This is a genomic window from Dyella humi, from assembly GCF_044904605.1.
Taxonomy (GTDB): Bacteria; Pseudomonadota; Gammaproteobacteria; order Xanthomonadales; family Rhodanobacteraceae; genus Dyella_B; species Dyella_B humi.
Window position 1 is genome coordinate 519,609 of sequence record NZ_JADIKI010000021.1, and the last position, 20,575, is coordinate 540,183.

19 protein-coding genes are annotated in these 20,575 nt (G+C 62.8%); 12 read left to right on the forward strand and 7 right to left on the reverse strand.

Annotated features, from left to right (window positions below; all coding sequences use genetic code 11):
* Positions 1-71 precede the first annotated feature (71 nt).
* On the reverse strand, positions 72-1,742 hold the full coding sequence (gene asnB / locus ISP18_RS02845; RefSeq protein WP_380016825.1) for an asparagine synthase B: 1,671 nt from the start codon (positions 1,740-1,742) through the stop codon (positions 72-74).
* A gap of 419 nt (positions 1,743-2,161) precedes the next feature.
* Between asnB and ISP18_RS02850 the strand changes: the two genes are divergently transcribed.
* Entirely contained in the window at positions 2,162-3,649 is a 1,488-nt protein-coding gene (locus ISP18_RS02850; RefSeq protein ID WP_380016827.1) for a DcaP family trimeric outer membrane transporter, read from the forward strand.
* A gap of 22 nt (positions 3,650-3,671) precedes the next feature.
* Here ISP18_RS02850 and ISP18_RS02855 read toward each other — a convergent pair whose 3' ends face one another.
* The 4 genes from ISP18_RS02855 to abc-f form a co-directional block, all read right to left on the reverse strand.
* Complete coding sequence (locus ISP18_RS02855) at positions 3,672-4,037, reverse strand: SpoIIAA family protein (protein WP_380016829.1); 366 nt, start codon at positions 4,035-4,037, stop codon at positions 3,672-3,674.
* Between the two features lie 115 nt (positions 4,038-4,152).
* Positions 4,153-5,874, reverse strand: coding sequence for a single-stranded-DNA-specific exonuclease RecJ (recJ, locus tag ISP18_RS02860; RefSeq protein WP_380016831.1), 1,722 nt, complete (start codon positions 5,872-5,874; stop codon positions 4,153-4,155).
* Positions 5,871-6,788, reverse strand: coding sequence for a phosphoglycerate mutase (locus tag ISP18_RS02865; RefSeq protein WP_380016833.1), 918 nt, complete (start codon positions 6,786-6,788; stop codon positions 5,871-5,873). The genes recJ and ISP18_RS02865 overlap by 4 nt, the downstream gene beginning before the upstream one ends.
* A gap of 1 nt (position 6,789) precedes the next feature.
* Positions 6,790-8,688, reverse strand: coding sequence for a ribosomal protection-like ABC-F family protein (gene abc-f, locus ISP18_RS02870; protein ID WP_380016835.1), 1,899 nt, complete (start codon positions 8,686-8,688; stop codon positions 6,790-6,792).
* Positions 8,689-8,994: 306 nt separating this feature from the next.
* Between abc-f and ISP18_RS02875 the strand changes: the two genes are divergently transcribed.
* The 9 genes from ISP18_RS02875 (at position 8,995) to ISP18_RS02915 (ending at position 16,713) form a co-directional block, all read left to right on the forward strand.
* On the forward strand, positions 8,995-9,336 hold the full coding sequence (locus tag ISP18_RS02875) for a hypothetical protein (protein ID WP_380016837.1): 342 nt from the start codon (positions 8,995-8,997) through the stop codon (positions 9,334-9,336).
* A 299-nt stretch (positions 9,337-9,635) separates the two neighbouring features.
* The gene (locus ISP18_RS02880; protein WP_380016839.1) at positions 9,636-10,673 is read left to right on the forward strand and encodes an agmatine deiminase family protein; all 1,038 of its coding nucleotides are present in this window, start codon (positions 9,636-9,638) and stop codon (positions 10,671-10,673) included.
* A gap of 10 nt (positions 10,674-10,683) precedes the next feature.
* Entirely contained in the window at positions 10,684-11,433 is a 750-nt protein-coding gene (locus tag ISP18_RS02885) for a helix-turn-helix transcriptional regulator (RefSeq protein WP_380016841.1), read from the forward strand.
* A gap of 74 nt (positions 11,434-11,507) precedes the next feature.
* Complete coding sequence (locus tag ISP18_RS02890) at positions 11,508-12,851, forward strand: dicarboxylate/amino acid:cation symporter (protein ID WP_380016843.1); 1,344 nt, start codon at positions 11,508-11,510, stop codon at positions 12,849-12,851.
* 74 nt (positions 12,852-12,925) lie between these two features.
* Positions 12,926-13,453, forward strand: a complete 528-nt coding sequence (locus ISP18_RS02895; protein ID WP_380016845.1) for a YbhB/YbcL family Raf kinase inhibitor-like protein — start codon at positions 12,926-12,928, stop codon at positions 13,451-13,453.
* Between the two features lie 196 nt (positions 13,454-13,649).
* On the forward strand, positions 13,650-14,540 hold the full coding sequence (locus tag ISP18_RS02900) for a carbon-nitrogen hydrolase (protein WP_380016846.1): 891 nt from the start codon (positions 13,650-13,652) through the stop codon (positions 14,538-14,540).
* A 94-nt stretch (positions 14,541-14,634) separates the two neighbouring features.
* Entirely contained in the window at positions 14,635-15,867 is a 1,233-nt protein-coding gene (locus tag ISP18_RS02905; RefSeq protein ID WP_380016848.1) for a TraB/GumN family protein, read from the forward strand.
* A gap of 141 nt (positions 15,868-16,008) precedes the next feature.
* A complete protein-coding gene (locus ISP18_RS02910; RefSeq protein ID WP_380016850.1) occupies positions 16,009-16,341 on the forward strand; it encodes a c-type cytochrome in 333 nt (110 codons plus the stop codon).
* A 21-nt stretch (positions 16,342-16,362) separates the two neighbouring features.
* The gene (locus ISP18_RS02915) at positions 16,363-16,713 is read left to right on the forward strand and encodes a c-type cytochrome (RefSeq protein WP_380016852.1); all 351 of its coding nucleotides are present in this window, start codon (positions 16,363-16,365) and stop codon (positions 16,711-16,713) included.
* A 51-nt stretch (positions 16,714-16,764) separates the two neighbouring features.
* Here ISP18_RS02915 and ISP18_RS02920 read toward each other — a convergent pair whose 3' ends face one another.
* Positions 16,765-17,373: an NfuA family Fe-S biogenesis protein gene (locus ISP18_RS02920; protein WP_380016854.1), complete on the reverse strand. Its 609-nt coding sequence runs from the start codon at positions 17,371-17,373 to the stop codon at positions 16,765-16,767.
* A gap of 141 nt (positions 17,374-17,514) precedes the next feature.
* On the opposite strand from ISP18_RS02920, the gene ISP18_RS02925 reads away from it, so the two are divergent.
* Positions 17,515-17,856 carry a 4a-hydroxytetrahydrobiopterin dehydratase gene (locus tag ISP18_RS02925; RefSeq protein ID WP_380016856.1) on the forward strand — a complete coding sequence of 114 codons (342 nt, stop codon included), beginning with the start codon at positions 17,515-17,517 and terminating at the stop codon, positions 17,854-17,856.
* Complete coding sequence (locus ISP18_RS02930; RefSeq protein WP_380016858.1) at positions 17,853-19,358, forward strand: CPBP family intramembrane glutamic endopeptidase; 1,506 nt, start codon at positions 17,853-17,855, stop codon at positions 19,356-19,358. The genes ISP18_RS02925 and ISP18_RS02930 overlap by 4 nt, the downstream gene beginning before the upstream one ends.
* Here ISP18_RS02930 and ISP18_RS02935 read toward each other — a convergent pair.
* Complete coding sequence (locus tag ISP18_RS02935; protein WP_380016860.1) at positions 19,336-20,304, reverse strand: RluA family pseudouridine synthase; 969 nt, start codon at positions 20,302-20,304, stop codon at positions 19,336-19,338. The two genes, ISP18_RS02930 and ISP18_RS02935, sit on opposite strands and share 23 nt — an antisense overlap.
* Between the last annotated feature and the right edge of the window lie 271 nt (positions 20,305-20,575).

Here is a 20,575-nt window from a genome sequence, read left to right on the forward strand (position 1 = left end):
CGACGATGAGGTGTAACTGAGATTCGACGCTAATCAGGTCCCCGGAGAGGAGAAGAAGAAACAGCGTGCGATTACGGCACAGCCTCCAACGCATTCGCATGCACCCCGCGCACAGCACGTCCGGACGGATCGGCCATCGCTGCAAACGCCGGATCCCACGCCAGCGCCGCGGGCGATGAGCAGGCGATCGACTTGCCGCCCGGCACTGTCGCGGCGGAGGCTTCGCCGGGGAAGAATTTCTCGAAGATGCGGCGATACAGATAGGCCTCTTTCGTCGCCGGCGTGTTGAAGGGATAGCGGGAAGCGGCGGCGGCGAATTCGCGATCGCTTACCGCCTGCTCGGCGTGCGCTTTCAGACCGTCGATCCAGCCATAGCCCACGCCATCGCTGAATTGCTCCTTCTGTCGCCACAGGATGGATTCCGGTAGCGCACCGGCAAAGGCTTCGCGCAGCACGGCTTTTTCGATGCGCCCGTTGCCGGCCATCTTGTGCGCGGCATCCATGCTCATGGCCGTTTCCATGAATTCCAGATCGAGGAACGGCACGCGCGCCTCCACGCCCCACGCCATCATCGACTTGTTCGCGCGCAGGCAGTCGTAGCTGTGTAGCGCGTCGAGCTTGCGCACGGTTTCCTCGTGGAAGGCTTCGGCCGAAGGCGCTTTGTGGAAATACAAATAGCCGCCGAAGATTTCGTCCGCCCCCTCGCCGGAAAGCACCATCTTCACCCCCATCGCCTTGATGCGCCGGGCCAGCAGGTACATGGGCGTGGAGGCGCGGATGGTGGTGACGTCGTAGGTTTCGATGTGGCGGATGACTTCCGGCAATGCATCCAACCCTTCCCAGAAGTTGTAGACGAAACCGTGGTGCACGGTACCCAGTGCATCAGCCACCACCTTTGCCGCGGCCAGATCGGGCGAGCCTTCCAAACCGATGGCAAAGGAATGCAGGCGCGGCCACCAAGCTTCGCTGCGGTCGTCATCTTCCACGCGCTCGCGCGCAAAACGTGCCGCACAGGCGGCAACCAGCGAGGAATCCAGACCGCCTGACAGCAGCACGCCGTAAGGCACGTCCGTCATCAACTGACGATGCACGGCCTGCTCGAACGCTTTGCGCAATTCGCCTGGGCCGTGGCCTTTCGTCGCCACGTAATCACGCCACGGACGCTCGTAATAGCGCTGCAATTCCCCTGTGGCGTTGTCGTATACGTGTCCCGGCGGAAAGGGTGCGACGTCCGCGCACACGCCAACCAGCGCCTTCATCTCCGAGGCCACGCATAGCCGCCCTTGCGCATCGTGGCCCCAATACAGTGGACATACGCCGATGGGATCACGCGCGATCAAGTAACGCTTCGCATCGCCATCCCACAGGGCGAACGAAAAAATGCCGTTGAGCTTGTTGAGGAAATCCGCACCGTGTTCGCGGTAGAGCGCGTTGATCACTTCGCAGTCCGAACCGGTGGTGAAATCGTAGCCGCTGTGCGCGCGCAGCTCGCGATGGTTGTAGATCTCGCCGTTCACTGCCAGCGCAAGATGGCCGTCGCGCGAGCGCAGCGGCTGCGCGCCGCTGGCCGGATCGACGATGGCCAGGCGCTCGTGCACCAGGATCACGCCGGTGTCCACGAATACTCCGCTCCAATCCGGCCCGCGATGGCGCTGGCGCTGTGACAGCTCCAGGGCCAGCAGGCGTAAGGCGGCCAGGTCGTCGCCCGGCTGAAGATCGAACATTCCAAAAATGGCGCACATGGTGGATTTCCTTTAGTTCGCTCGGTGAGTAAAACGCTGAAAAACAAAAGGGCCCGCACTTTGGCGGGCCCTTTTGCGTGTGTATGGTTGGTTCTTTCGTCTACACGCTGGCCCACCCGCGGTTGCAGGTATTGTTATTAGCGTTGTTATTCAGGAACGTTGCAGCCACGGCAGCATCGACCGCGAGGGCGGCGAAATTTTGTGGGTGGCGGGCAAGGAAGGCGTGCATGGGGCCGACTACAGCACAAGCCGGAACGGTGCGCAAGCCGTCACGCGCCGTGCACATCCTGCCCGACCAACCGCTTTCCTTCACGTCGCCTTGCCTCTCTGCTTGCTGAGATTTCACGCCGGCCAAGGGTTCTGGGGAGACCGGCCTGACTCCCACCATGTAAAGCGCGCTTCCATTCGAGGGACGAACCATGGGACGGACGAAGTGCTTGGGCAGCTTGCTGACGTTTGCCTTGCTGTCGCCTGCTGCGTTTGCGCAGGACCAGACGCAACGGCTGCAGCAGGAAGTGGACGAACTGAAGACAACAGTGCAGGCCCTGCAGGCCGAGGTGAAGGCGCTGAAAGCGGAACGGGTGCAAACCGTCACGCCGACCACCCCAGCCGCGGCGCCCGCGCCCTCGGCGTCGCCTACCGCAGCGAGTGCCGCCGCCACGCAGGTTACCGAGGTGCCCAGCACCCAGGTGGATGCGCTCGGGCTCTCCCACGCGGAACGCTCGCCGCTGCCGCCCCAGCAAAGCGTGTCCGAGGACCAGGATTCCGCCTCGCGCATCGACAACGAAGCGCCACCTACCGATCCGGCGCTGCAAGGCTTCATCCAGATTCCCGGTACGGAGACCATCGCCCGCATCGGCGGCTACGCCAAGCTGGACATGATCTACGACACCCGCAGCATCGGTTCACCGGATGCGTTCGCCACCTCGGCCATTCCGGTGCCCGCGCCGCACGACAACAGCGGCAACTTCAATCTGCAGGCACGCCAGACACGCTTCAGCCTGGACATCCGACGCCCGACCATTTTCGACGAAACGCTGCGCTTCTATTTCGAGAACGATTTCTACGGCGGCGGCAATGGCCAGTATGGTTTCCGCCTGCGCCAGGCTTATGGCCAGCTCGGCAACACGTATGCGGGTTTCGGCTGGTCGTCCTTCACCGACGTTGATGCGATTCCCGATACGCTGGATTTTGCCGGTCCCAACAGCGTGATCGCGACGCGGCGCGCGGGCATCCATCAGTTCTTCCATCTGGGCGAAAGCAGCAGCCTGACGTTGGCTGCCGAACAGCCTTCCTCCGAGGTAAGCGCCTTCGATCCTTCGATGAACGTGCATGGCACGCAACACATGCCGGACGTGATCGCAGCGGTGCGGACCGAACAAAACTGGGGCCATCTGCAACTGGGCGGCCTGGTGCGCCAGCTCGGTTACAGCGACAACGAACAGAACCGCCGCATGCTGGCAGGCGGTGCGCAGCTGACCGGTTCGTTCAAGCTGGGCAGCTTTGCCTCCTACGGCGACCTGCTGATGTTCGGTCTCAACTGGGGTAAAGGTATCGCGCGTTATCTCAACGATCTGGGCGGCGCCAATCTGGATGCCGTCGTAAGCCAGGACGGCAGGCTGCATATATTGAGCGAATGGGGCGCCTACGCCGGCTATACGCATTACTGGAGCGAAAACTGGCGCAGCAACTTGGTCTATGGCGCGCTGCGTATGCCGCGTTCATCCTGGCTCGGCGCGACCGATTTCCGCGACAGCAATTACGGTGCAGCCAATCTGCTATGGACGCCTGCGCCCACGCTCACCGTAGGTTTGGAATTGCTGCACGGCCGGCTGGAAGTGCAGGACAACCGTTACAACACCGATACGCGTATCCAGGGTTCGGTGCAGTACAGCTTCATCAAATAGCCAACCTACCATTGCGGCGGCTTCAGATGGAAGATGCCCAACGAATCGCTTCATCCAGTTCGGCGTCGGAGAACAACTTAAATTGCGTGGGCATGGCAAATCCGAACATGCTCGACATCACGCGAACCCAGCCGACATCCGTGACCAGCGCCGTGCGCTCCCAGCCGCTGATGTGGCGAAAACCAAGCTTTACGTCGTCCCACATCGCACCGGGGGCGAAGCCAGTGAAATCATCACCGATGTGGATCAACAGGCGCAGCTTGCGGTTCAACGCAAAAGCCGCCTCGATATCCGGCACCATCACTTCCTCGTAGTCCTGCGCGGTCACCAAGCCACGCATGCGAAAACCGAGGACACCCGCCGGCAGGGAAGGAAGTTGCTCGATCATGACGATGCTCCTTGGTGCTTCGCATGTGAACTATCCAAGTGCCATTTAACCGCAAGCTCAAGTGAAGTCGTGTGAAATTTTTCGGTGACTCACTGCTGTGTAGTCGGGCGCACCGTTACACCGGTTCCATGTAACGCAACAAAAGCCGTGGCGATTCCCTGCCCTGCCAGTCGTTGATGGTCAGCTCATATGCCGCACGCAGCATCGGCGGCGGCGGTTTGCCGTCGTAGGCATTGAACATCACCGCGTCGTGCACGACATCGTCGCGCGGATCGCGCAAGCTAAGGCGCAAATGGCGCTCACCCATCGGACGCCAGCTGAAACATTCGAAGCGGTTCTCGAACACCGGCTCGGGAAACGCCTGACCCCATGGGCCGGCATAGCGCAATGTGCGCGCCATCTCCAGCGTCAACATGCCGGCAGGCATCTCGCCGTCGGTGTAGAGCACCGCCTGCAGTTGTTCTTCGCTCAACCATTCGCGTGCCACCGCGTCGAAGGCTTCGGCGAAACGTGGGTAATGCCGCGTAGGCAGGCTCAAGCCGGCGGCCATGGCGTGGCCGCCGAAGCGCTCGATCAAACCTGGATGGCGCGCATCGACCACCGCTAGCGCATCGCGGATATGAAAGCCGGCGATGGAGCGTGCCGAACCGCGCAGGTGATCAGGATCGTCCTCGCCCGCCGGCGCAAAAGCGATCACCGGACGATGCAGGCGCTCTTTCAGTTTGGATGCGACCAAACCTACCACGCCCGCATGCCAACTCGGTTCGAACAAGGTGACGCCGACGGTCTGCACATCCACGCTGGCTGCGCCAGCCACCATCACTTCCGCTTCGGCCACCATCGCCGCCTGCAGATCGCGTCGCTCCTGATTGATGGAACTCAGGAGCTGCGCATAACGGCGCGCTTGCACGGCATCGTCGGTGAGCAGGCATTCCACACCGATTCGCATGTCTTCAAGCCGTCCGGCGGCATTCAAACGCGGGCCAAGCGCATAAGCGAAGTCGCTGGCGCATAGCGAGGCCACGCTGCGCTGGCTGGCCTCGATCAAAGCCAGGATGCCGGCACAGCCGCGACCGCTGCGAAGCCGTTTCATGCCGGCTTCGACCAGCACGCGATTGTTGAAATCCAGCGGCACCAGGTCGGCCACGGTGCCCAGCGCAACCAGGTCCAGCAGAATGGATAGATCCGGCTCCAGCTTCGAGGCGAACCAATCCAGCTCGCGCAGATGCGCGCGCAAGGCCAGCAGCACGTAGAACATCACGCCCACGCCAGCCAGCGCCTTGCTGGGAAAGCCATCGCCCTGCACGTTGGGATTCACGATGGCATCCGCCTCCGGCAGATGATCGCCGGGCAGATGGTGATCGGTGACGATCACACGCATGCCGCGTGCACGTGCGGCGGCCACACCGCTTACGCCGGCGATGCCGTTGTCGACCGTGACGATGAGTTGCGCGTGCGACGGTAAGGACGCCACCAGCTCCGGCGTGAGTCCGTAGCCATGCACGAAACGGTTGGGCACCACGTAATCCACACGCTGTGCGCCGAGCATGCGCAAGCCGCGCACGGCGACCGCGCTGCCGGTGGCGCCGTCGCAATCGTAGTCGCCAGCGATCATGATCGATACATCGTCGCGGATCGCTTCAGCGAGCAGCGCGACGGCCTGTTGCATACCACTCATCTGCTGCGGCGCGAGCAAGCGGTTTAAACGATGCTCGGCCTGCTCGGGGCTCAACACGCCACGAGCGGCATAAATGCGCTGCAGCACCGGATGCACGGCATCGCCCCAACCTGCCGGCTCGCCCAGCAGCGGGCGTCGCTTCAATATTTGCAGGGTCATATTGCGCGCCGCCGCCAGAAGCGCAGACGATGCCACGGGCGATACAGCCAGCGTTCGCCGCTGGCAAATGACAACAGCAGCGGTGAGCGTTTGCCGAGTGTCTGCAAGCGCGGCCACCAATCCGTCGCGATGGCATCTACCGGTTGATCCTGCAGATCGATCAACCAACCCTTTTGTGCTGCATCCACTGTCGCGGTACCGCGCTTTTGCATGGGAACGCCGGCACGCTGCGCCAGCGCCAGCAACAGCACGTCTTCGCCGATCACGCCATGCAACGCAGTTTCTACACGCGACGGCAGGACGCCACCACCCCAGAACCATAGACTGTTGATCGGCGGCAAGCCGTGCTCGCGTCGGCGGGCGTTATGCGGATGCTGATGCAGCAGCACCTGCACTTCGTTGAACAGCACGCGCCAACGACGGGTTTCCGGGCCTTGCGGCAGATGTTCGTAGAGATCTTCGCCAAGCGCTTGCTCCGGCGCGGCGAAGTCGGGCAGCGGCATCTGCGTGGACAAACGCAGGTGCCAGCGTTGCGGTGAAGAAATCAGCAACGTCATGCCTTCGTCGGCGAAGATCGGCCGCAAAGGTTCGGCCAACACGTGCGCTTCGTCCATGCTCAACGGCAACTGGCCGCAGGCCATCAGCCGCGCGCCGCTCATGTCCGGCTGCACCCAGGCGGGATCGGCGCTAAGCCAGCAGGCATCGGCAGCATCGCCGGCAAGATGCTCGCGCGTCAGCGCTGCCGCAGGGATGTCGCCGTCGCATTGAAAATAGGACGCCAGGCCGCCGAGGTATCCTTTTGCACCGTCCGGGAGACGATCGCTTCGTTGCAACAACACTCGCAGCGGATGCGTAACATCGAAACGCTGCAGATTGGGCAGCCAGCATTCCACGTGATGCGATGCAGTCTCCATCTTACGCTGAGGCTTCCAGCAGTTCGTACAGCTCCAGCCATTCGGCTTCGAGCGTTTCCTTCTCCTTGCGCAGCTCCGCCTGGCGCTGGCCGAGTTTCATCAGCTCAGCAGTCGAGCCGTTATAGGTTGCCGGATCGGCAAGCTTCTGCTCCAGCTTGGTCAGTTCTTCATCGATCGCGGCGACACGCGCTTCAATCTTTTTTATGCGCTGACGCGATGCTTTTTCGCTCTCGCGCTGCGCAGCGGCCGCGCGGCGGCGGTCGGCGGCGGATTCCGCCGGTTTGGCTTCCGCCTCCGCTTTCTTCGGCGCGCCGCCACGTGAGCGCAGCCAACGGGCGTAATCGTCCAGATCGCCGTCGAACGATTCGACTTTGTGGTCGGCGACGCGCCAGAAGCTGTCGCAGACCATGCCGAGCAGATGGCGATCATGTGAAACGAGCACGAGCGCGCCGTCGAAGTCGGCCAACGCGTCGGCCAAGGCTTCGCGCATGTCGAGATCAAGATGGTTGGTCGGCTCGTCGAGCAGCAAGAGATTGGGCTTGTCCCAGGCAATCAGCGCCAACGCAAGGCGTGCACGTTCGCCGCCAGAAAAACCATCGACGGATTCAAACGCGCGATCGCCGGCGAAATTCCAGCCGCCGAGGAAATCGCGCAACACCTGCGCGGCGACGCCGGGCGCTTTGTCCTGCAGATGATCGAACGGGCTGGCGCCTTCGCGCAGGCTTTCCACCGTGTGCTGGGCGAAGTAGCCGATCTTCAGGTCTTTGTGCACCTTGCGTTCGCCACCGAGCGGCGCGAGTTCGCCGACCAGGGTCTTCACCAGCGTGGATTTGCCCGCGCCGTTGGGCCCGAGCAGACCGACGCGTTCACCGGCTTCCAGGCGAAAACGCACGTCGCGAAGAATGACTGCCGGCGGCTGGCCTTGCTCACCTGGGTAGCCGGCTTCCACTTCTTCCAACTGCAGCATCGAATCCGGCAACCGCTCCGGCACGGCGAACTGGAAGTGGAACGAACGCTCCGCCCGCACCGCTTCCGTTCCGGCCATCTTTTCCAGCCGCTTCATGCGCGACTGTGCCTGCTTGGCTTTGCTGGCCTTGGCCTTGAAGCGATCGATGAAGGACTGCAGATGCGCACGCTCGGCTTGTTCGCGCTCGTGTGCGATCTGCTGCAGGCGCAGTTGTTCGGCGCGCTGGCGCTCGAATGCGCTGTAATTGCCGGCGTAGAGCTTGGCCCTGCCCTCGTTGAGATGCAGGGTGTGGGTGATCACGCCGTCGAGGAATTCGCGGTCATGCGAAATCACCAGCAAGGTGCCCTGGTAGCGGCGTAGCCATTCCTCCAGCCACAGCACGGCGTCGAGATCCAAGTGGTTGGTGGGCTCGTCGAGCAGCAGCAGATCGGATGGCGCCATCAGCGCGCGGGCCAAGTTCAGGCGCACGCGCCAGCCGCCGGAAAACTCGCTGACGGCACGCTCGTGCGTGTCCGGGCTGAAGCCCAGACCATGCAGCAAGCGGCCGGCGCGGGCGCGGGCGTCGTAGCCGTGGAGTTCTTCGATGCGATGATGCGCACGCGCCATCGCCTCGGTGTCGCCACGCGCTTGCGCATCCAGTTCGTCGCGCAAGGCGGTCGCCAGTTCCACATCGCCGCCCATCACGTACTCGATGGCCGGGTCCGGCAAGGACGGCGTTTCCTGCGCTACCGAGGCAAGATGCAGCCTAGCCGGCATATCCAGTTCGCCGGCATCGGCTTCGATCTGCCCTTGCAACGCGGCGAACAGGCTGGACTTGCCGCAGCCGTTGCGGCCCACCACGCCGAGGCGCCAGCCGCTTTGGATGACCAGGTCGATATCGGAAAGCAGCAACCGGCTGCCGCGGCGCAGGGCGAAGTGGCGGAACGCAATCATGAGGAATCAGGCTAAGACCGGGCGGAGGCACCCGAAGCCGTACATCATAACGGTCTGGGACGCTCTGATTCATTCTGCGTGGGTGTCACCGGTTCTGTCTGTTCGCAGATCATAGGGCCGTCGGCGAAGGCAGACTGGCCGTCTGTCGAGACGACGGACCGAAGAGATGCGGACAGACAGAGCCGGTGACGCCTGCGCAGGATGGATCAGATCGTTCCTGGTTCACATCTGTGGTTTTTGCTCGTAGCACGGCGCTGACAGTTCTGCTACAACGGCGCAGCAACGCTTTGTGCGGAGAGGGGAATCATGTTCAAGCATCGCTACACCCTGCCCTTGCTGGCAGCCCTGGCCCTCGCCGGGTTGACCACGTCGCAGGCTGCCCACGCCCAGGACACGCTGCGCCAGCGCGTGCAGGAAGAGAAAGGCATGAACCTGCCGGCTCGCGGGATGAGCATGGCGCAGGTGGAGAAGAACTACGGTGCACCGCTGCGCAAGCTCTCGCCGCGCGGTGGCGATTCGGCTCATCATCCCACGATCAATCGCTGGGAATACGCCAATTTCATCGTGTACTTCGAGAAGAGCCATGTGATTCATGCGGTGTTGAATACGCCGGCGGGGAACAATCGCAGTCCGGATGCGGTGAACTGATCTTCGCGATCTCTTCTGCTTCTGCATGAAGATGTCGCCAGCGAGATACCCACATTCGTCATTCCGGCGAAGGCCGGAATCCAGTTTCAATACGTCGCGCGAAGCACTCAACATCGGTTTTGTGTCCTTCGGACGCGTATTTGGACTGGATTCCGGCCTTCGCCGGAATGACGACGACGCAAGTTCAAGCATCAGTTAGATAGCAGCGCCTCGCGCAATAGCCGACGGCATCGTAAACTTCCACACTTGCCTGCCCGGCTTCGCGCCGGGCGATTCCCCTTAGCGCGAGTGTCGTCCCCATGACCGATTCCAGCTTGCGCCTGCCGGCCGAATGGGAGCCGCAGGCCGCCGTGTTGATTGCCTGGCCGCATGCCGGTACTGATTGGGCCGAGCGGCTCGAACAGGTGGAATCCACGTACACCGCGCTGGCCGCGGCAATCACCCGGTTTCAGCCGCTGATCATCGTGGTGGCCGATGCGGGCTTGCATGCGCACGTCACGGCGAAACTGCAAGGCGCCAACGCCGATCTCTCGCGCATCAGGTTTGTGGAGCTGCCCTACGACGACACCTGGTTACGCGACTCCGGCCCGATCACCTTGCGCAGCGAAGACAACCGGTTCCAGCTCACCGATTTCCGCTTCACCGGCTGGGGCGGCAAGTTCGGTGCGGAGCAGGATGACGCCTTGATCGCCGGATTGGTGCAAGCCGGCGTATTCGGTTCGGCCGGGCACAAGCGCATCGACTGGGCGCTGGAAGGCGGTGGCATCGAAAGCGATGGCACAGGCACTATTCTCACCACCTGGCGCTGCCTGGTGCAGCGGCATCCGGAGCAGTCGCGCGATGACATGAGCGCGATCCTACGCGACAGCCTGCACGCCAAACGCGTGCTGTGGCTCGATTACGGCTATCTGGAAGGCGACGACACCGATGCGCACATCGACACGCTGGCGCGTTTCGCGCCGGGCGATCGCATCGTCTATCAGGCCTGCGACGATGCAAGCGACGTGCATCACGCCGAACTTACGCGCATGGGCGAAGAGCTGGCTGCATTGCGCACGCCGGATGGCAAGCCGTACACGCTGTATCCGTTGCCGTGGGCCAAGCCAATCCTCGACGACGGTCGTCGGCTTGCAGCGTCCTACGCGAATTACCTGATCGTCAACGGCGCTGTGCTGGTTCCTGCCTACGGCGATGCAGTCGATGACGAAGCCGCGCGCATCATCGGCACGGCGCATCCCGGTCGCATCGTGGTGCAGATTCCCTGCCGCCCGTTGATCTGGCAGAACGGCAGCCTGCATTGCATCACCATGCAGCTGCCGGCGGGCCTGCTGGGTTAGCAACGACTGCATGAGCGTTGCGCTGCTGCATTACTACGCAAGGCGCCATCAACGCATGGCTGCGGTGCCGTTCGACGATTTCATCGTGGCACGCATCCAGAGCGGGCAAAAGCGGCTTGCCGACGGCACGCAGCGTTCGGCGATGGAACCGGGCCACTATCTGGTAGTAACGCCCGGCACGCTGCTGAACGTGGAAAACCTGCCGGCCGGCGACGTGCCTTATCGATCCAGTTGCATCGCGGTGTCGCGCGAATTGCTGCAGAAGACATGCCCGGCGGATGCTACGCCGACACGCTGGGCGGTGCTGCCGCCGTATCCCATGCTGGATCAAGCATTCGCCCATGCCGAGGCGGGGCTGCAGCAGCAATTGCCAGAAGCCGTATTGGTACATCGCGTGCGCGAATTGCTGGAAGCGCTAGGCCTGGGTGGTTTTCGGCCAGCGCTGCATGAGTCTGGCATCGCAGAACGCGTACGTCTCACGATTGCCGCCACGCCGGAACGTGCATGGCGTGCTGAGGACCTGACCGCGCAACTGGCGATGAGCGCGGCCACGTTGCGGCGCAAGCTCGCCGCCGAAGGCACGAGTTTCCGCGCCGTGCTAGAAGAAGTGCGCCTGTGCCGCGCACTCGCCTTGATCCAAACCACCACGCAACCGCTCAAGCGCATCGCCGAGGACTGCGGATATCTTTCCGCTTCGCGCTTTGCCACGCGCTTTCGAATGCGCTTTGGCACGCTGCCGTCCGAATTGCGCGATGGATAAGCTCGCGGCCGACCGACGCAACTCGCAAAAAGTGATACGTTAACGCCCGACTTGGGCAAACACGGACTCACCGGATGAGCACTGTTTCCAAATCGCTGGCCACGCGTATTCTCTGGGGTCTGATCATCGGCGTGGTGGCCGCCATCGTTACGCTAGGTGTCGGGGAATTCCACCCCGGCACGTTGAGTGCTGCACAGCGCGTATCCTCTGCCGTGTTCGATCCGTTCGGGCAGATCTTCCTGCGCATGCTGTTTTTCGTGGTGATCCCGTTGGTGTTCGCCTCGCTAGCCTCCGGGGTGGCGCAACTGGGACGGCTTGATCGTCTGGGGCCACTGGCCTGGCGCACGTTTGCGCTGTTCGCCGCCAACATGCTGATTGGCGTCGCCCTCGGCCTTTTGATGATGAACCTGCTGCAGCCCGGCCATCATCTCGCGCCTGCAGCCAAGGATCTGCTGATGCAGCAATACGGCGGCAACGCGCAGCAGGCGGTGGAGCGCTCGCAAGCGCAGCCGGGCATGACGCTGGCTACGCTGGTGGATATGTTCATGCCGCGCAATCTGCTCGGTGCCTTCGTCGGCAACAACCGCAACGCGCTCGGCGACGTATTGCCGTTGATCGTGTTTGCGATCTTGGTGGGCGCCGCTGCCACGCAGTTGGACGAAGCCAAGCGGTTGAAGCTGCAGTCTGCGCTGGATCTCATCAGCGACGTGATGACCGGCATCGTCGGTTTCGCGCTGAAGCTTGCGCCTTACGCGGTGCCGGCGATGATCTACAGCGTGATCGTGAAAGTGGGGCCCGGCATACTGTTGACGCTTTCCGTGTTCGTGATCGGTTGCACCTTGGCACTGGCGTTGCAACTGTTCGGCACCATGTCGATGTGGCTGCGCGTGTTTACCAAACGCTCACCACTGACTTATTTCCGGCAGATTCGGCCGCTACTGGTAACCGCGTTTTCCACCAGTTCCAGCAGTGCATCCCTGCCCGCCTCACTGGCGTTGGCGCGTGATGAATTGAAGCTGGCGCCGAGCACGGCAGGTTTTGTGCTGCCGCTGGGCGCCACCATGAACATGAGCGGCACAGCCTTGTTCGAAGGTTGCGTAGTGCTGTTCGTGGCGCAGACGTTCGGTGTGGAGCTGTCGCTCAGTCAGCAATTCGTGCTGATGCTGCTGTCGGTGCTGAGCGCGGTGGCGGTGGCCGGCATCCCGGGCGGCTCGCTGCCGTTGATCGCGGGCCTGCTGGCTACTTTCGGTGTACCGCCGGAAGGTATCGGCATCGTGCTGGGTGTGGATCGCATCCTGGACATGCTGCGCACCACGGTGAACGTGGGCAGCGACATCGTTTCCGCTACCGTCGTGGATGCGCAGGTGCGCAAGATCATTCCGCTCGGCGAGGAAAACGTGAGCGTTTCAGGCGATTGATTGCGCGCCGCATGGCAGGTGAGCGGCAAGCGTCTGCGTATTCTGCGAGGCACGTTCACACATGAGTGCCTTCCATGCTTCGTACGATTGCCGCCCTGTTCGCCGCCAGCGCCGTTGCCGCACACGCCGGCGATTTTTCCTTGCGCGTTGACGCCGCCGACGCCAGCGGACACATCGCGCAGAAATACACTTTCAACGGTTTCGGTTGCACCGGCCAGAATCTGGCGCCGGCGATACATTGGCAACGGCAGCCGGCCGGTACACGCAGCTTCGCCATCACCGTGTACGACCCGGATGCACCCACCGGCAGCGGCTGGTGGCATTGGGTCGTGATCAACCTGCCCGCTTCGGCCAGCTCGCTGCCGGAAGGTGGCGTGCTGCCGACAGGTGCGCGCGGTGTGCACAATGATTACGGCACTACCACCTGGGGCGGCCCCTGTCCGCCTGTCGGCGACAAGCCGCATCACTATGTGTTCACCGTGTATGCGCTCGACGTGCCGCAGCTCGATGTTCCCGACAATGCAACAGCCGCGCTGGCGGGTTTCATGGTGCATGGCCACGTACTGGGCAAGGCGCAGCAGACGCTGACTTACGGAAGGTGATGAGAAGCGGGGAACGGGGAACGGGGAACGGACAATTTCTCGCGATGAGGGTCTTTGCAGCAAGGCCATATTCTTCATCCGCTAACGCGCACTACAAGCTTCACACTCGCCAAAAGCTCAGCGTTCCCTGTTCCCCGCTCCCCGTTCCCCTACAATATGCGTTTCTCGCCGTACCGACGATCAGGAAACGCCCCGCATGACCCGCAAGACACTCAAGGTCGCGCTGCTGCAGGAGACGCACCGCGGCAGCCGCGACGCCAACCTGGATGCCATCGAAGCTGGCTTGCGCGAAGCTGCCGCGTCCGGTGCCGAACTTGTGCTGCTGCAGGAGCTGCACAACGGCCCGTATTTCTGCCAGCACGAATCGGTGGACGAATTCGACACGGCGGAGACGATTCCGGGCCATAGCACCGCGCGCATCGGCAAGCTGGCCGAAGAGCTGAAGCTGGTGGTGGTGGCCTCGCTGTTCGAAAAGCGTGCCGCCGGGCTGTATCACAACACAGCGGTGGTGTTCGACCGCTCCGCGGCGATCGCCGGCAAGTATCGCAAGATGCACATTCCGGACGATCCGGCGTTCTACGAGAAGTTCTACTTCACGCCGGGCGATCTGGGCTTTGAACCGATCGACACCTCGGTGGGCCGCCTCGGCGTGCTGGTGTGCTGGGATCAGTGGTATCCGGAAGCGGCGCGGCTGATGGCGCTGGCCGGTGCAGAACTGCTGCTGTATCCCACTGCCATTGGCTGGGATCCGAACGACGAACAGGCCGAAAAGAGCCGTCAGCGTGAAGCGTGGATCACCGTGCAGCGCGGCCACGCGGTGGCGAACGGCCTGCCACTGCTGGCGTGCAACCGCACCGGCTTCGAGCCCGATCCGGCCGGCGTAGGCGCGGGCATCCAATTCTGGGGCAACAGCTTCGTGGCCGGTCCGCAGGGCGAATTCCTGGCCCAGGCCGACACCGACCAGCGTCAGTTGCTGGTGGTGGAGATCGATATGGCGCGCAGCGAACATGTGCGCCGCATCTGGCCGTTCCTGCGTGACCGCCGCATTGATGCGTACGGTGATCTGCTGCGCCGTTTCCGCGATTGATTCACACCGCGGCTCGCAAGTCGGCACGCGCCGGCTTGCGCCCTGCATCCCACACCCCCATGCTGGGCCTATTCCCCAAGCCACTCCCTTTCGCATGAGCGTTCCCGAAACCGATCTTCGCCCCATGCCTGACCTCCGCGGCCAGCCGATCGAACGCGTACAGCGCGACGGGGTGGAATACGTGGTGCTGGGTACCGCGCACGTGTCGCGCAGCAGCGTGGAGGCGGTGCAGGCGCTGCTCGCCAACGAATCCTTCGACGCCATCGCGGTGGAGCTGTGCGAAAGCCGCGCCCAAGGCATGCGCGATCCGGAAGCGTTCAAGCAGATGGATCTGTTTCGCGTGATCCGCGAGGGCAAGGCCGGCATGGTCGCAGCAAGCCTAGTGCTTTCCACCTTCCAGAAACGCCTAGCCGATCAGTACGGCATTCAACCCGGCGCCGAAATGAAAGCGGCGATGGACGGTGCCACCGAACGCAACGTGCCGCTGTGGCTGATCGATCGCGAAGTAGGCACCACGCTCAAGCGCGCCTGGCACGGCGTGGGTTTCTGGCAGCGTTTCGGCCTGCTCGGTGGTCTGCTGGCCAGCGTATTCGAGCGCGAGACGATCGATGAGAAAGAAATCGAGAAGCTCAAGCAAGGCGACATGCTGGAAAGTGCCTTCAGCGAGTTCGCCACCGAATCGGAACCGCTGTACCGCAGCCTGATCGCCGAGCGCGACGCTTACATGGCGGCACGCCTGCGCGAGGAAGCCGGGCGCTCCGTGACAGCGAATCCGTGCAAGGTGCTGGTAGTGATCGGCGCGGGACATCTAAAAGGCCTGTGCGAGCACTTGCGCATTCAGCAGGCCGACCCGAGCGTGACAGTCGCCGAACTGGCGCAGACGCCGCCCAAGGCGCAATGGCCAAAGTGGGTCGCCGTCGGGCTGGTGCTGCTGGTGTTTGCCGCGATCGGCTACGCCTTCCATCGCAACACGGCGCTGGGCGCGCAAGCCCTGCGTGACTGGGTGCTGTTCACCGGCGGCTTCGCCGCGCTGGGCGCATTGCTGGCACGCGCGCATCCCTTGAGCATTCTCGCCGCGTTCGTCGCCGCACCAATCAAACCGTTCCGGCCCGGCATTCCCGCCGGCGGCATCAGCGCCATGGTGGAGGTGTGGGTACGCCGCCCCCGCGTGGCGGATTTCGAAAGCCTGCGCGACGACATCGTGCACTGGAGCGGTTGGTGGACCAACCGTGTAGCGCGCACGCTGCTCAACTTCTTCCTGGTGAGTTTGGGCACCATCGTCGGCGAATACTCCGCCGGCATTCACATCCTTAAGAGCCTGTTCTGATTTGCCGCAGCGCGCCACGCGCTGCGCGGCTTTTTGTCGCTCCCCACCGCCTGCTGCGCCCATTGTGACGGCTGAGCGGCAACCTCTATACTCGGTCAAATACGTTGCATGCATCCGCTGGAACCTGAGGGGATCCTATCGATGGTTCGACTGCAATTGTTGTTTGGCCTCACCGCCGTTTCCGCTGCCCTGATCTGTTCCAGCCCTGCCCATGCAACGGGCGACAAGGCCAATGGCCGCACGCTCGTCTATACCTGCAACGGTTGCCATGGTGTTCCCGGCACCAACAACGCCTATCCGCAGTATCCGGTGCCGAAGATCGTCGGGCAGAACGAGCAATACCTGATCAGTGCGCTGCATGAGTACAAGTCGGGCGATCGCACACACCCGACCATGATGGCGCAGGCGCAGAGCCTCTCCGAGCAGGAGATTCAGGACATCGCCGCCTATCTTTCCAGCATCGCTTCGAAGTAAAGCCCCAAGGATTCCATCTGCATGAAACGCGCGCTTACGCTGCTCTCGTTCGGTATGGCTCTTGCGCTGGCTTCGGCGCCGCTGCTGGCCGCCGGCAATGCCGCCAACGGCAAGGCCAAGGCTGCCGCCTGCTTCGCCTGCCATGGCGCCGACGGCAATGCGGTCGATCCGCAATATCCGCGCCTTGCCGGTCAGTACAACGAATACGTCCAGCAGGCATTGCACGAATACAAGGACGGTCGCCGCAATAACCCGATCATGAAAGGGTTCACCGCGACGCTTTCCGATCAGGATATCCAGGACATCGCCGCGTATTACTCGTCATTGTCGACGAAGCTGGATACGTTGCAGGGGCACGTGCAGGGCGATTGACTTGATTACTCCCTCTCCACGGAGGGGAGTAGGGAGAAAAGCAGCAGCACGTCAGCCCATCGCGGACTGCCCTTCCTTCTTGCTGTAATACGGATTGGCACCGCCCTTGTGGTCGGTCGCATCACGCACAGCGGTGATTTCCGGTACGCGTTCGCGCAAGGTTTTCTCCACGCCATGCTTGAGCGTGACGTCGACCATGCCGCAACCATGGCAGCCGCCGCCGAACTGCAGCAGCACCACGCCATCGGCGTTGACTTCGAGCAGGCTTACGCGGCCTCCGTGCGCCGCGATGCGCGGGTTCACCTCGGCATCCAGTACGTAACGCACGCGCTCGACCAGTCCCGCTTCCATGCCTGGCAGTTCGCCCTTGATCTTCGGTGCGCGGATATTGAGCTGGCCACCGGTCTGATTGGGTTCGTAATCGATGGTGGCGCTTTCCAGCCAGCGTGCGCTGTCGCCTTCGATGTAGAAGTTGAAGCCCTGGCATTCCACTATCCACTCGCCGCCGGTGAGTTCCTGCGGCTCACAGAATTCCAGCTCGCAGTCGGCAGCCGGCGTGCCCGGCGAGGTGACGCGCAGGCGGATGCCTAAGCCATCGATGCCTTGCGGGGCGAGTAGGCGCAGAAAATGTTGCTGCGCGCGTTCGGAAATCTCGATCATGCCTGCTCCGGAACCACTAGTTTCAAGGCCCGCGCGGGTCGGGCTCTATACCGCACCATTTTAGTCCTGTTTCGCAGTGAATGTTCGTACTGAGTATTTTCGCGTACAGTTTCGGCGTTTGAGCGCACGATGGAGATCGCCATGACCGCCCTTCCGCTATCCGCCCAGCACTGCCAGCCGCGCAAAGGCAAGGAGCACGCGTTGGACGAGACAGCCGTTGCCGCGCTGTTACCGCTGGTGCCCGGCTGGAAGCTCAGCGCGCAAGGTGACGCCTTGGTGAAGGATTTCCGCTTCGAGAACTTTCATCACACGTTGGGCTTCATCAGTGCGGTGGGCTTCATGGCCAATCATGAGGACCACCATCCGGATATCGAGGCCGGCTACGGGCATTGCAAGCTGCGCTGGTCGACGCATGACGTGGGCGGTTTGTCGTTGAACGACTTCATCTGCGCGGCGCGCGTCGACGCCCTGCTCGAACGTTGATCAAAACCGAGCGCATCCGGACCGCGTGGGCATTTGCCGGCTACCTGCTGGTCGCCATCGTCGCCTGCGTGGCGCTCGGCTGGCTGGCGGCGCGGATAGCCGCCAATCAGTTGCTCGACCAGGCCCAGCAGCAGCTGGCTCGCGTAGAAACCGGTCAGCCGTTGTGGCGATGGCAACTGCGCAAGCCGCACGACCTGATCGCAGGACGTGCGTTCGGCAACGCCACGGTAGCGCTCGACGGTGGCGCGCTGCGTATCACCGGCGAAGATGGCAGCCCTTTCGAACTGGGATTACCGATTGCATGGTCGCTGGATCTACGGCACTGGCCGATCCTGCAACTCGAACTGCAAAGCAGCGCCGCGGGCACGCTAGGCGTGGTATGGCAAGGCAGCCAGACGCCTGCATGCCTGGCGCTTGCCGCCCGAGCGCTGACGCCTGACACACGCAGCCTGCGCGTCGACTTGCGCAGCCTCGACTGGAAAAGCGCTGACCACAGCAATTGTGCAACACCAGGCATCGCGCAGATGCTGCGTTTGCGCATCCAGCTTCCCAGCCATGCAAGTTTGCGCATCGCCTCGGCGGAGCTGTTGACTACCGAGCCGATGCCGCACTTGCAGGATGTCTCTATCGACTTGCCGGAAAAGGTAGAACTCAGCGAACAAACCGTCGACCGTGCGCAGCACTGGCCCATGCCGTTGTTCCGCCTGCCCGATGACGCCAGCACGGAAACCATGCTTTCGCTGCGCGACCAGTTGCGCGCCCGCTGGCCCGCGGCGCTGATCGTGCCGGCTGATGCCGCACCGCAAGCAACGCCAACCGTCTCCGCACACACAGCTGTAACGTGGATCGCCTGCGCCATATATCTCGTTGCCCTGGCCTGGCTGGTATGGCGACCCGTGAAAGGTCGCTGGCGCCCTTGGATCGAGATCACCGGCTGCCTGCTGGGTCCGCTATGGCTGGTGATGGGCTTGAACTGGGGTTTGCGCCCCACGCCGCTAGGCTTGGCAGCGTTCGGTGGCGGGTTGGCCTATGCGCTGGCGATCGAGCGCCGCCATTTGCAAAGGTTGTGGCGCTGGCCTGCAGCGGGACGCGACTGGTTGTGGCCGCTGACCATGCTGCTAGTTACCACGCTGCTGATTCTTTTCTATGGTCACGCGTTACGCCCGCTGCCGCTGGGACACGTCATCGCCTATTTCGCATGGGCCTGGCTGCAGCAATGGTTGATGCTGATCGTGCTGCTGCGACGCTTCGAGCAGATCTTGCTCCGGCCGGGCTGGGCGATTGTTCCGGTGGCCTTGGTGTTCGCGCTACTGCACACGCCCAACGGCATGTTGATGCAGCTGTGCTTTGTCAGCGAGCTGTGGTGGGCATGGTGCTTCCTGCGCTCGCGCAGCGTGCTGCCGATCGCGCTGGCGCATGCGACTTGCGCCTTGCTGGTGGAATCGGGTCTGACCGGCGGCCTGGTGCGCTCGCTGGAAGTTAGCGCGCGCTTTTTCCTTTAGCGGCAAGCGTATCCAGAACATTCTTCAGATCTTCTGGCAATGGCGCGGAAAAGCTATAGCTGCGGCCATCCAGCTCGAACGCCAAGTGCGAGGCGTGCAGAAACAATCGATTCAATCCCTTTCCACGGAGGCGCTTGTTCGCTTCCTTATCGCCATATTTGGCGTCTCCAGCCAGCGGATGGCCGATGTGCGCAGCGTGCACGCGGATCTGATGGGTGCGGCCTGTGCCCAAGGTGGCCTGCATCAGGCGCGCGCCGGGGTATTGCTCCATCTCGCGGAAAAAAGTGAGCGACGGCTTGCCATCATCCGCCACCCGCACCATCCGTTCGCCGCCCTGTAGCACCGACTTCTTCAGGGGCGCATTTACATCGAACTTTGCTTTCTGAGGATGTCCCACCATCAGGCAGAGGTACTGCTTGGTGACCTCACCGGCACGGATCGCCGCCTGTAGCCCGGTCAGCCCGGCACGGGTTCGCGCGAACACCAGCACTCCGCTGGTGTCGCGGTCCAGACGGTGCACCAGTTCCAGGTGATCCTTCGGGCGGGCCTGCCTAAGCAGCTCGATCGCCCCGAAGCTGACCCCGCTACCGCCGTGGCTGGCCATGCCGGACGGCTTATCGATCACCAGAAAGTGCTTATCCTCGAAGATCACCGCATCGGCCACGGCCGCCAGTGCCCCCTCGGGAGCGCCCTGCTCAGCTGGGCGCTCGGCCACCCGCACTGGCGGGATGCGCAGCATATCGCCCTGGCTGAGACGCGTATCTGGCTTGGCGCGCTTGCCGTTCACGCGCACCTGCCCGGTGCGCAATAGCCGGTAAATCATGCTCTTGGGCACCCCTTTGAGCAGGGTCACCAGGGCGTTGTCGATGCGCTGGCCATCGCGCTCTGGACCGATCTCTACTTGACGCACCCCTTGAGGTACATCGGGGGAAGTTGCCGTCTGCATTGAAAAAAACCTGGGGTGAGAGGATACTCGCACAGCGCTCAGCCCGGTCCCCCGACATCCGTTGAGGACTAGGCGCCCGCCTGTTACGCCGGCGAGGTTTGCTCCGGTCGGCCATCTTGGCAGCCGGTCGCAAACACCCTTTCATCGTAACGGTTCGGGTAGCCGCTTGTCCGGTTTTGTTAGCCAGGCAGTGCGGCGTGCGTGCAAAGAATCATCCCGGTATCGGGAACGTTACCGTTTATTTATGCCGCTTTACCGCAGCGGCGCGATC

Bases quoted from the DNA above. Each gene is read 5' to 3' on its own strand.
- ISP18_RS02920 (WP_380016854.1), bottom strand. From the start codon at position 17,373: ATGATCGAGATTTCCGAACGCGCGCAGCAACATTTTCTGCGCCTACTC.
- ISP18_RS02875 (WP_380016837.1), top strand. From the start codon at position 8,995: ATGTTCAAGCATCGCTACACCCTGCCCTTGCTGGCAGCCCTGGCCCTC.
- abc-f (WP_380016835.1), bottom strand. From the start codon at position 8,688: ATGATTGCGTTCCGCCACTTCGCCCTGCGCCGCGGCAGCCGGTTGCTG.
- ISP18_RS02900 (WP_380016846.1), top strand. From the start codon at position 13,650: ATGACCCGCAAGACACTCAAGGTCGCGCTGCTGCAGGAGACGCACCGC.
- recJ (WP_380016831.1), bottom strand. From the start codon at position 5,874: ATGACCCTGCAAATATTGAAGCGACGCCCGCTGCTGGGCGAGCCGGCA.
- ISP18_RS02910 (WP_380016850.1), top strand. From the start codon at position 16,009: ATGGTTCGACTGCAATTGTTGTTTGGCCTCACCGCCGTTTCCGCTGCC.
- ISP18_RS02850 (WP_380016827.1), top strand. From the start codon at position 2,162: ATGGGACGGACGAAGTGCTTGGGCAGCTTGCTGACGTTTGCCTTGCTG.
- ISP18_RS02890 (WP_380016843.1), top strand. From the start codon at position 11,508: ATGAGCACTGTTTCCAAATCGCTGGCCACGCGTATTCTCTGGGGTCTG.
- ISP18_RS02925 (WP_380016856.1), top strand. From the start codon at position 17,515: ATGACCGCCCTTCCGCTATCCGCCCAGCACTGCCAGCCGCGCAAAGGC.
- ISP18_RS02915 (WP_380016852.1), top strand. From the start codon at position 16,363: ATGAAACGCGCGCTTACGCTGCTCTCGTTCGGTATGGCTCTTGCGCTG.
- ISP18_RS02905 (WP_380016848.1), top strand. From the start codon at position 14,635: ATGAGCGTTCCCGAAACCGATCTTCGCCCCATGCCTGACCTCCGCGGC.
- ISP18_RS02935 (WP_380016860.1), bottom strand. From the start codon at position 20,304: ATGCAGACGGCAACTTCCCCCGATGTACCTCAAGGGGTGCGTCAAGTA.
- ISP18_RS02880 (WP_380016839.1), top strand. From the start codon at position 9,636: ATGACCGATTCCAGCTTGCGCCTGCCGGCCGAATGGGAGCCGCAGGCC.
- ISP18_RS02855 (WP_380016829.1), bottom strand. From the start codon at position 4,037: ATGATCGAGCAACTTCCTTCCCTGCCGGCGGGTGTCCTCGGTTTTCGC.
- ISP18_RS02865 (WP_380016833.1), bottom strand. From the start codon at position 6,788: ATGGAGACTGCATCGCATCACGTGGAATGCTGGCTGCCCAATCTGCAG.
- ISP18_RS02895 (WP_380016845.1), top strand. From the start codon at position 12,926: ATGCTTCGTACGATTGCCGCCCTGTTCGCCGCCAGCGCCGTTGCCGCA.
- ISP18_RS02885 (WP_380016841.1), top strand. From the start codon at position 10,684: ATGAGCGTTGCGCTGCTGCATTACTACGCAAGGCGCCATCAACGCATG.
- asnB (WP_380016825.1), bottom strand. From the start codon at position 1,742: ATGTGCGCCATTTTTGGAATGTTCGATCTTCAGCCGGGCGACGACCTG.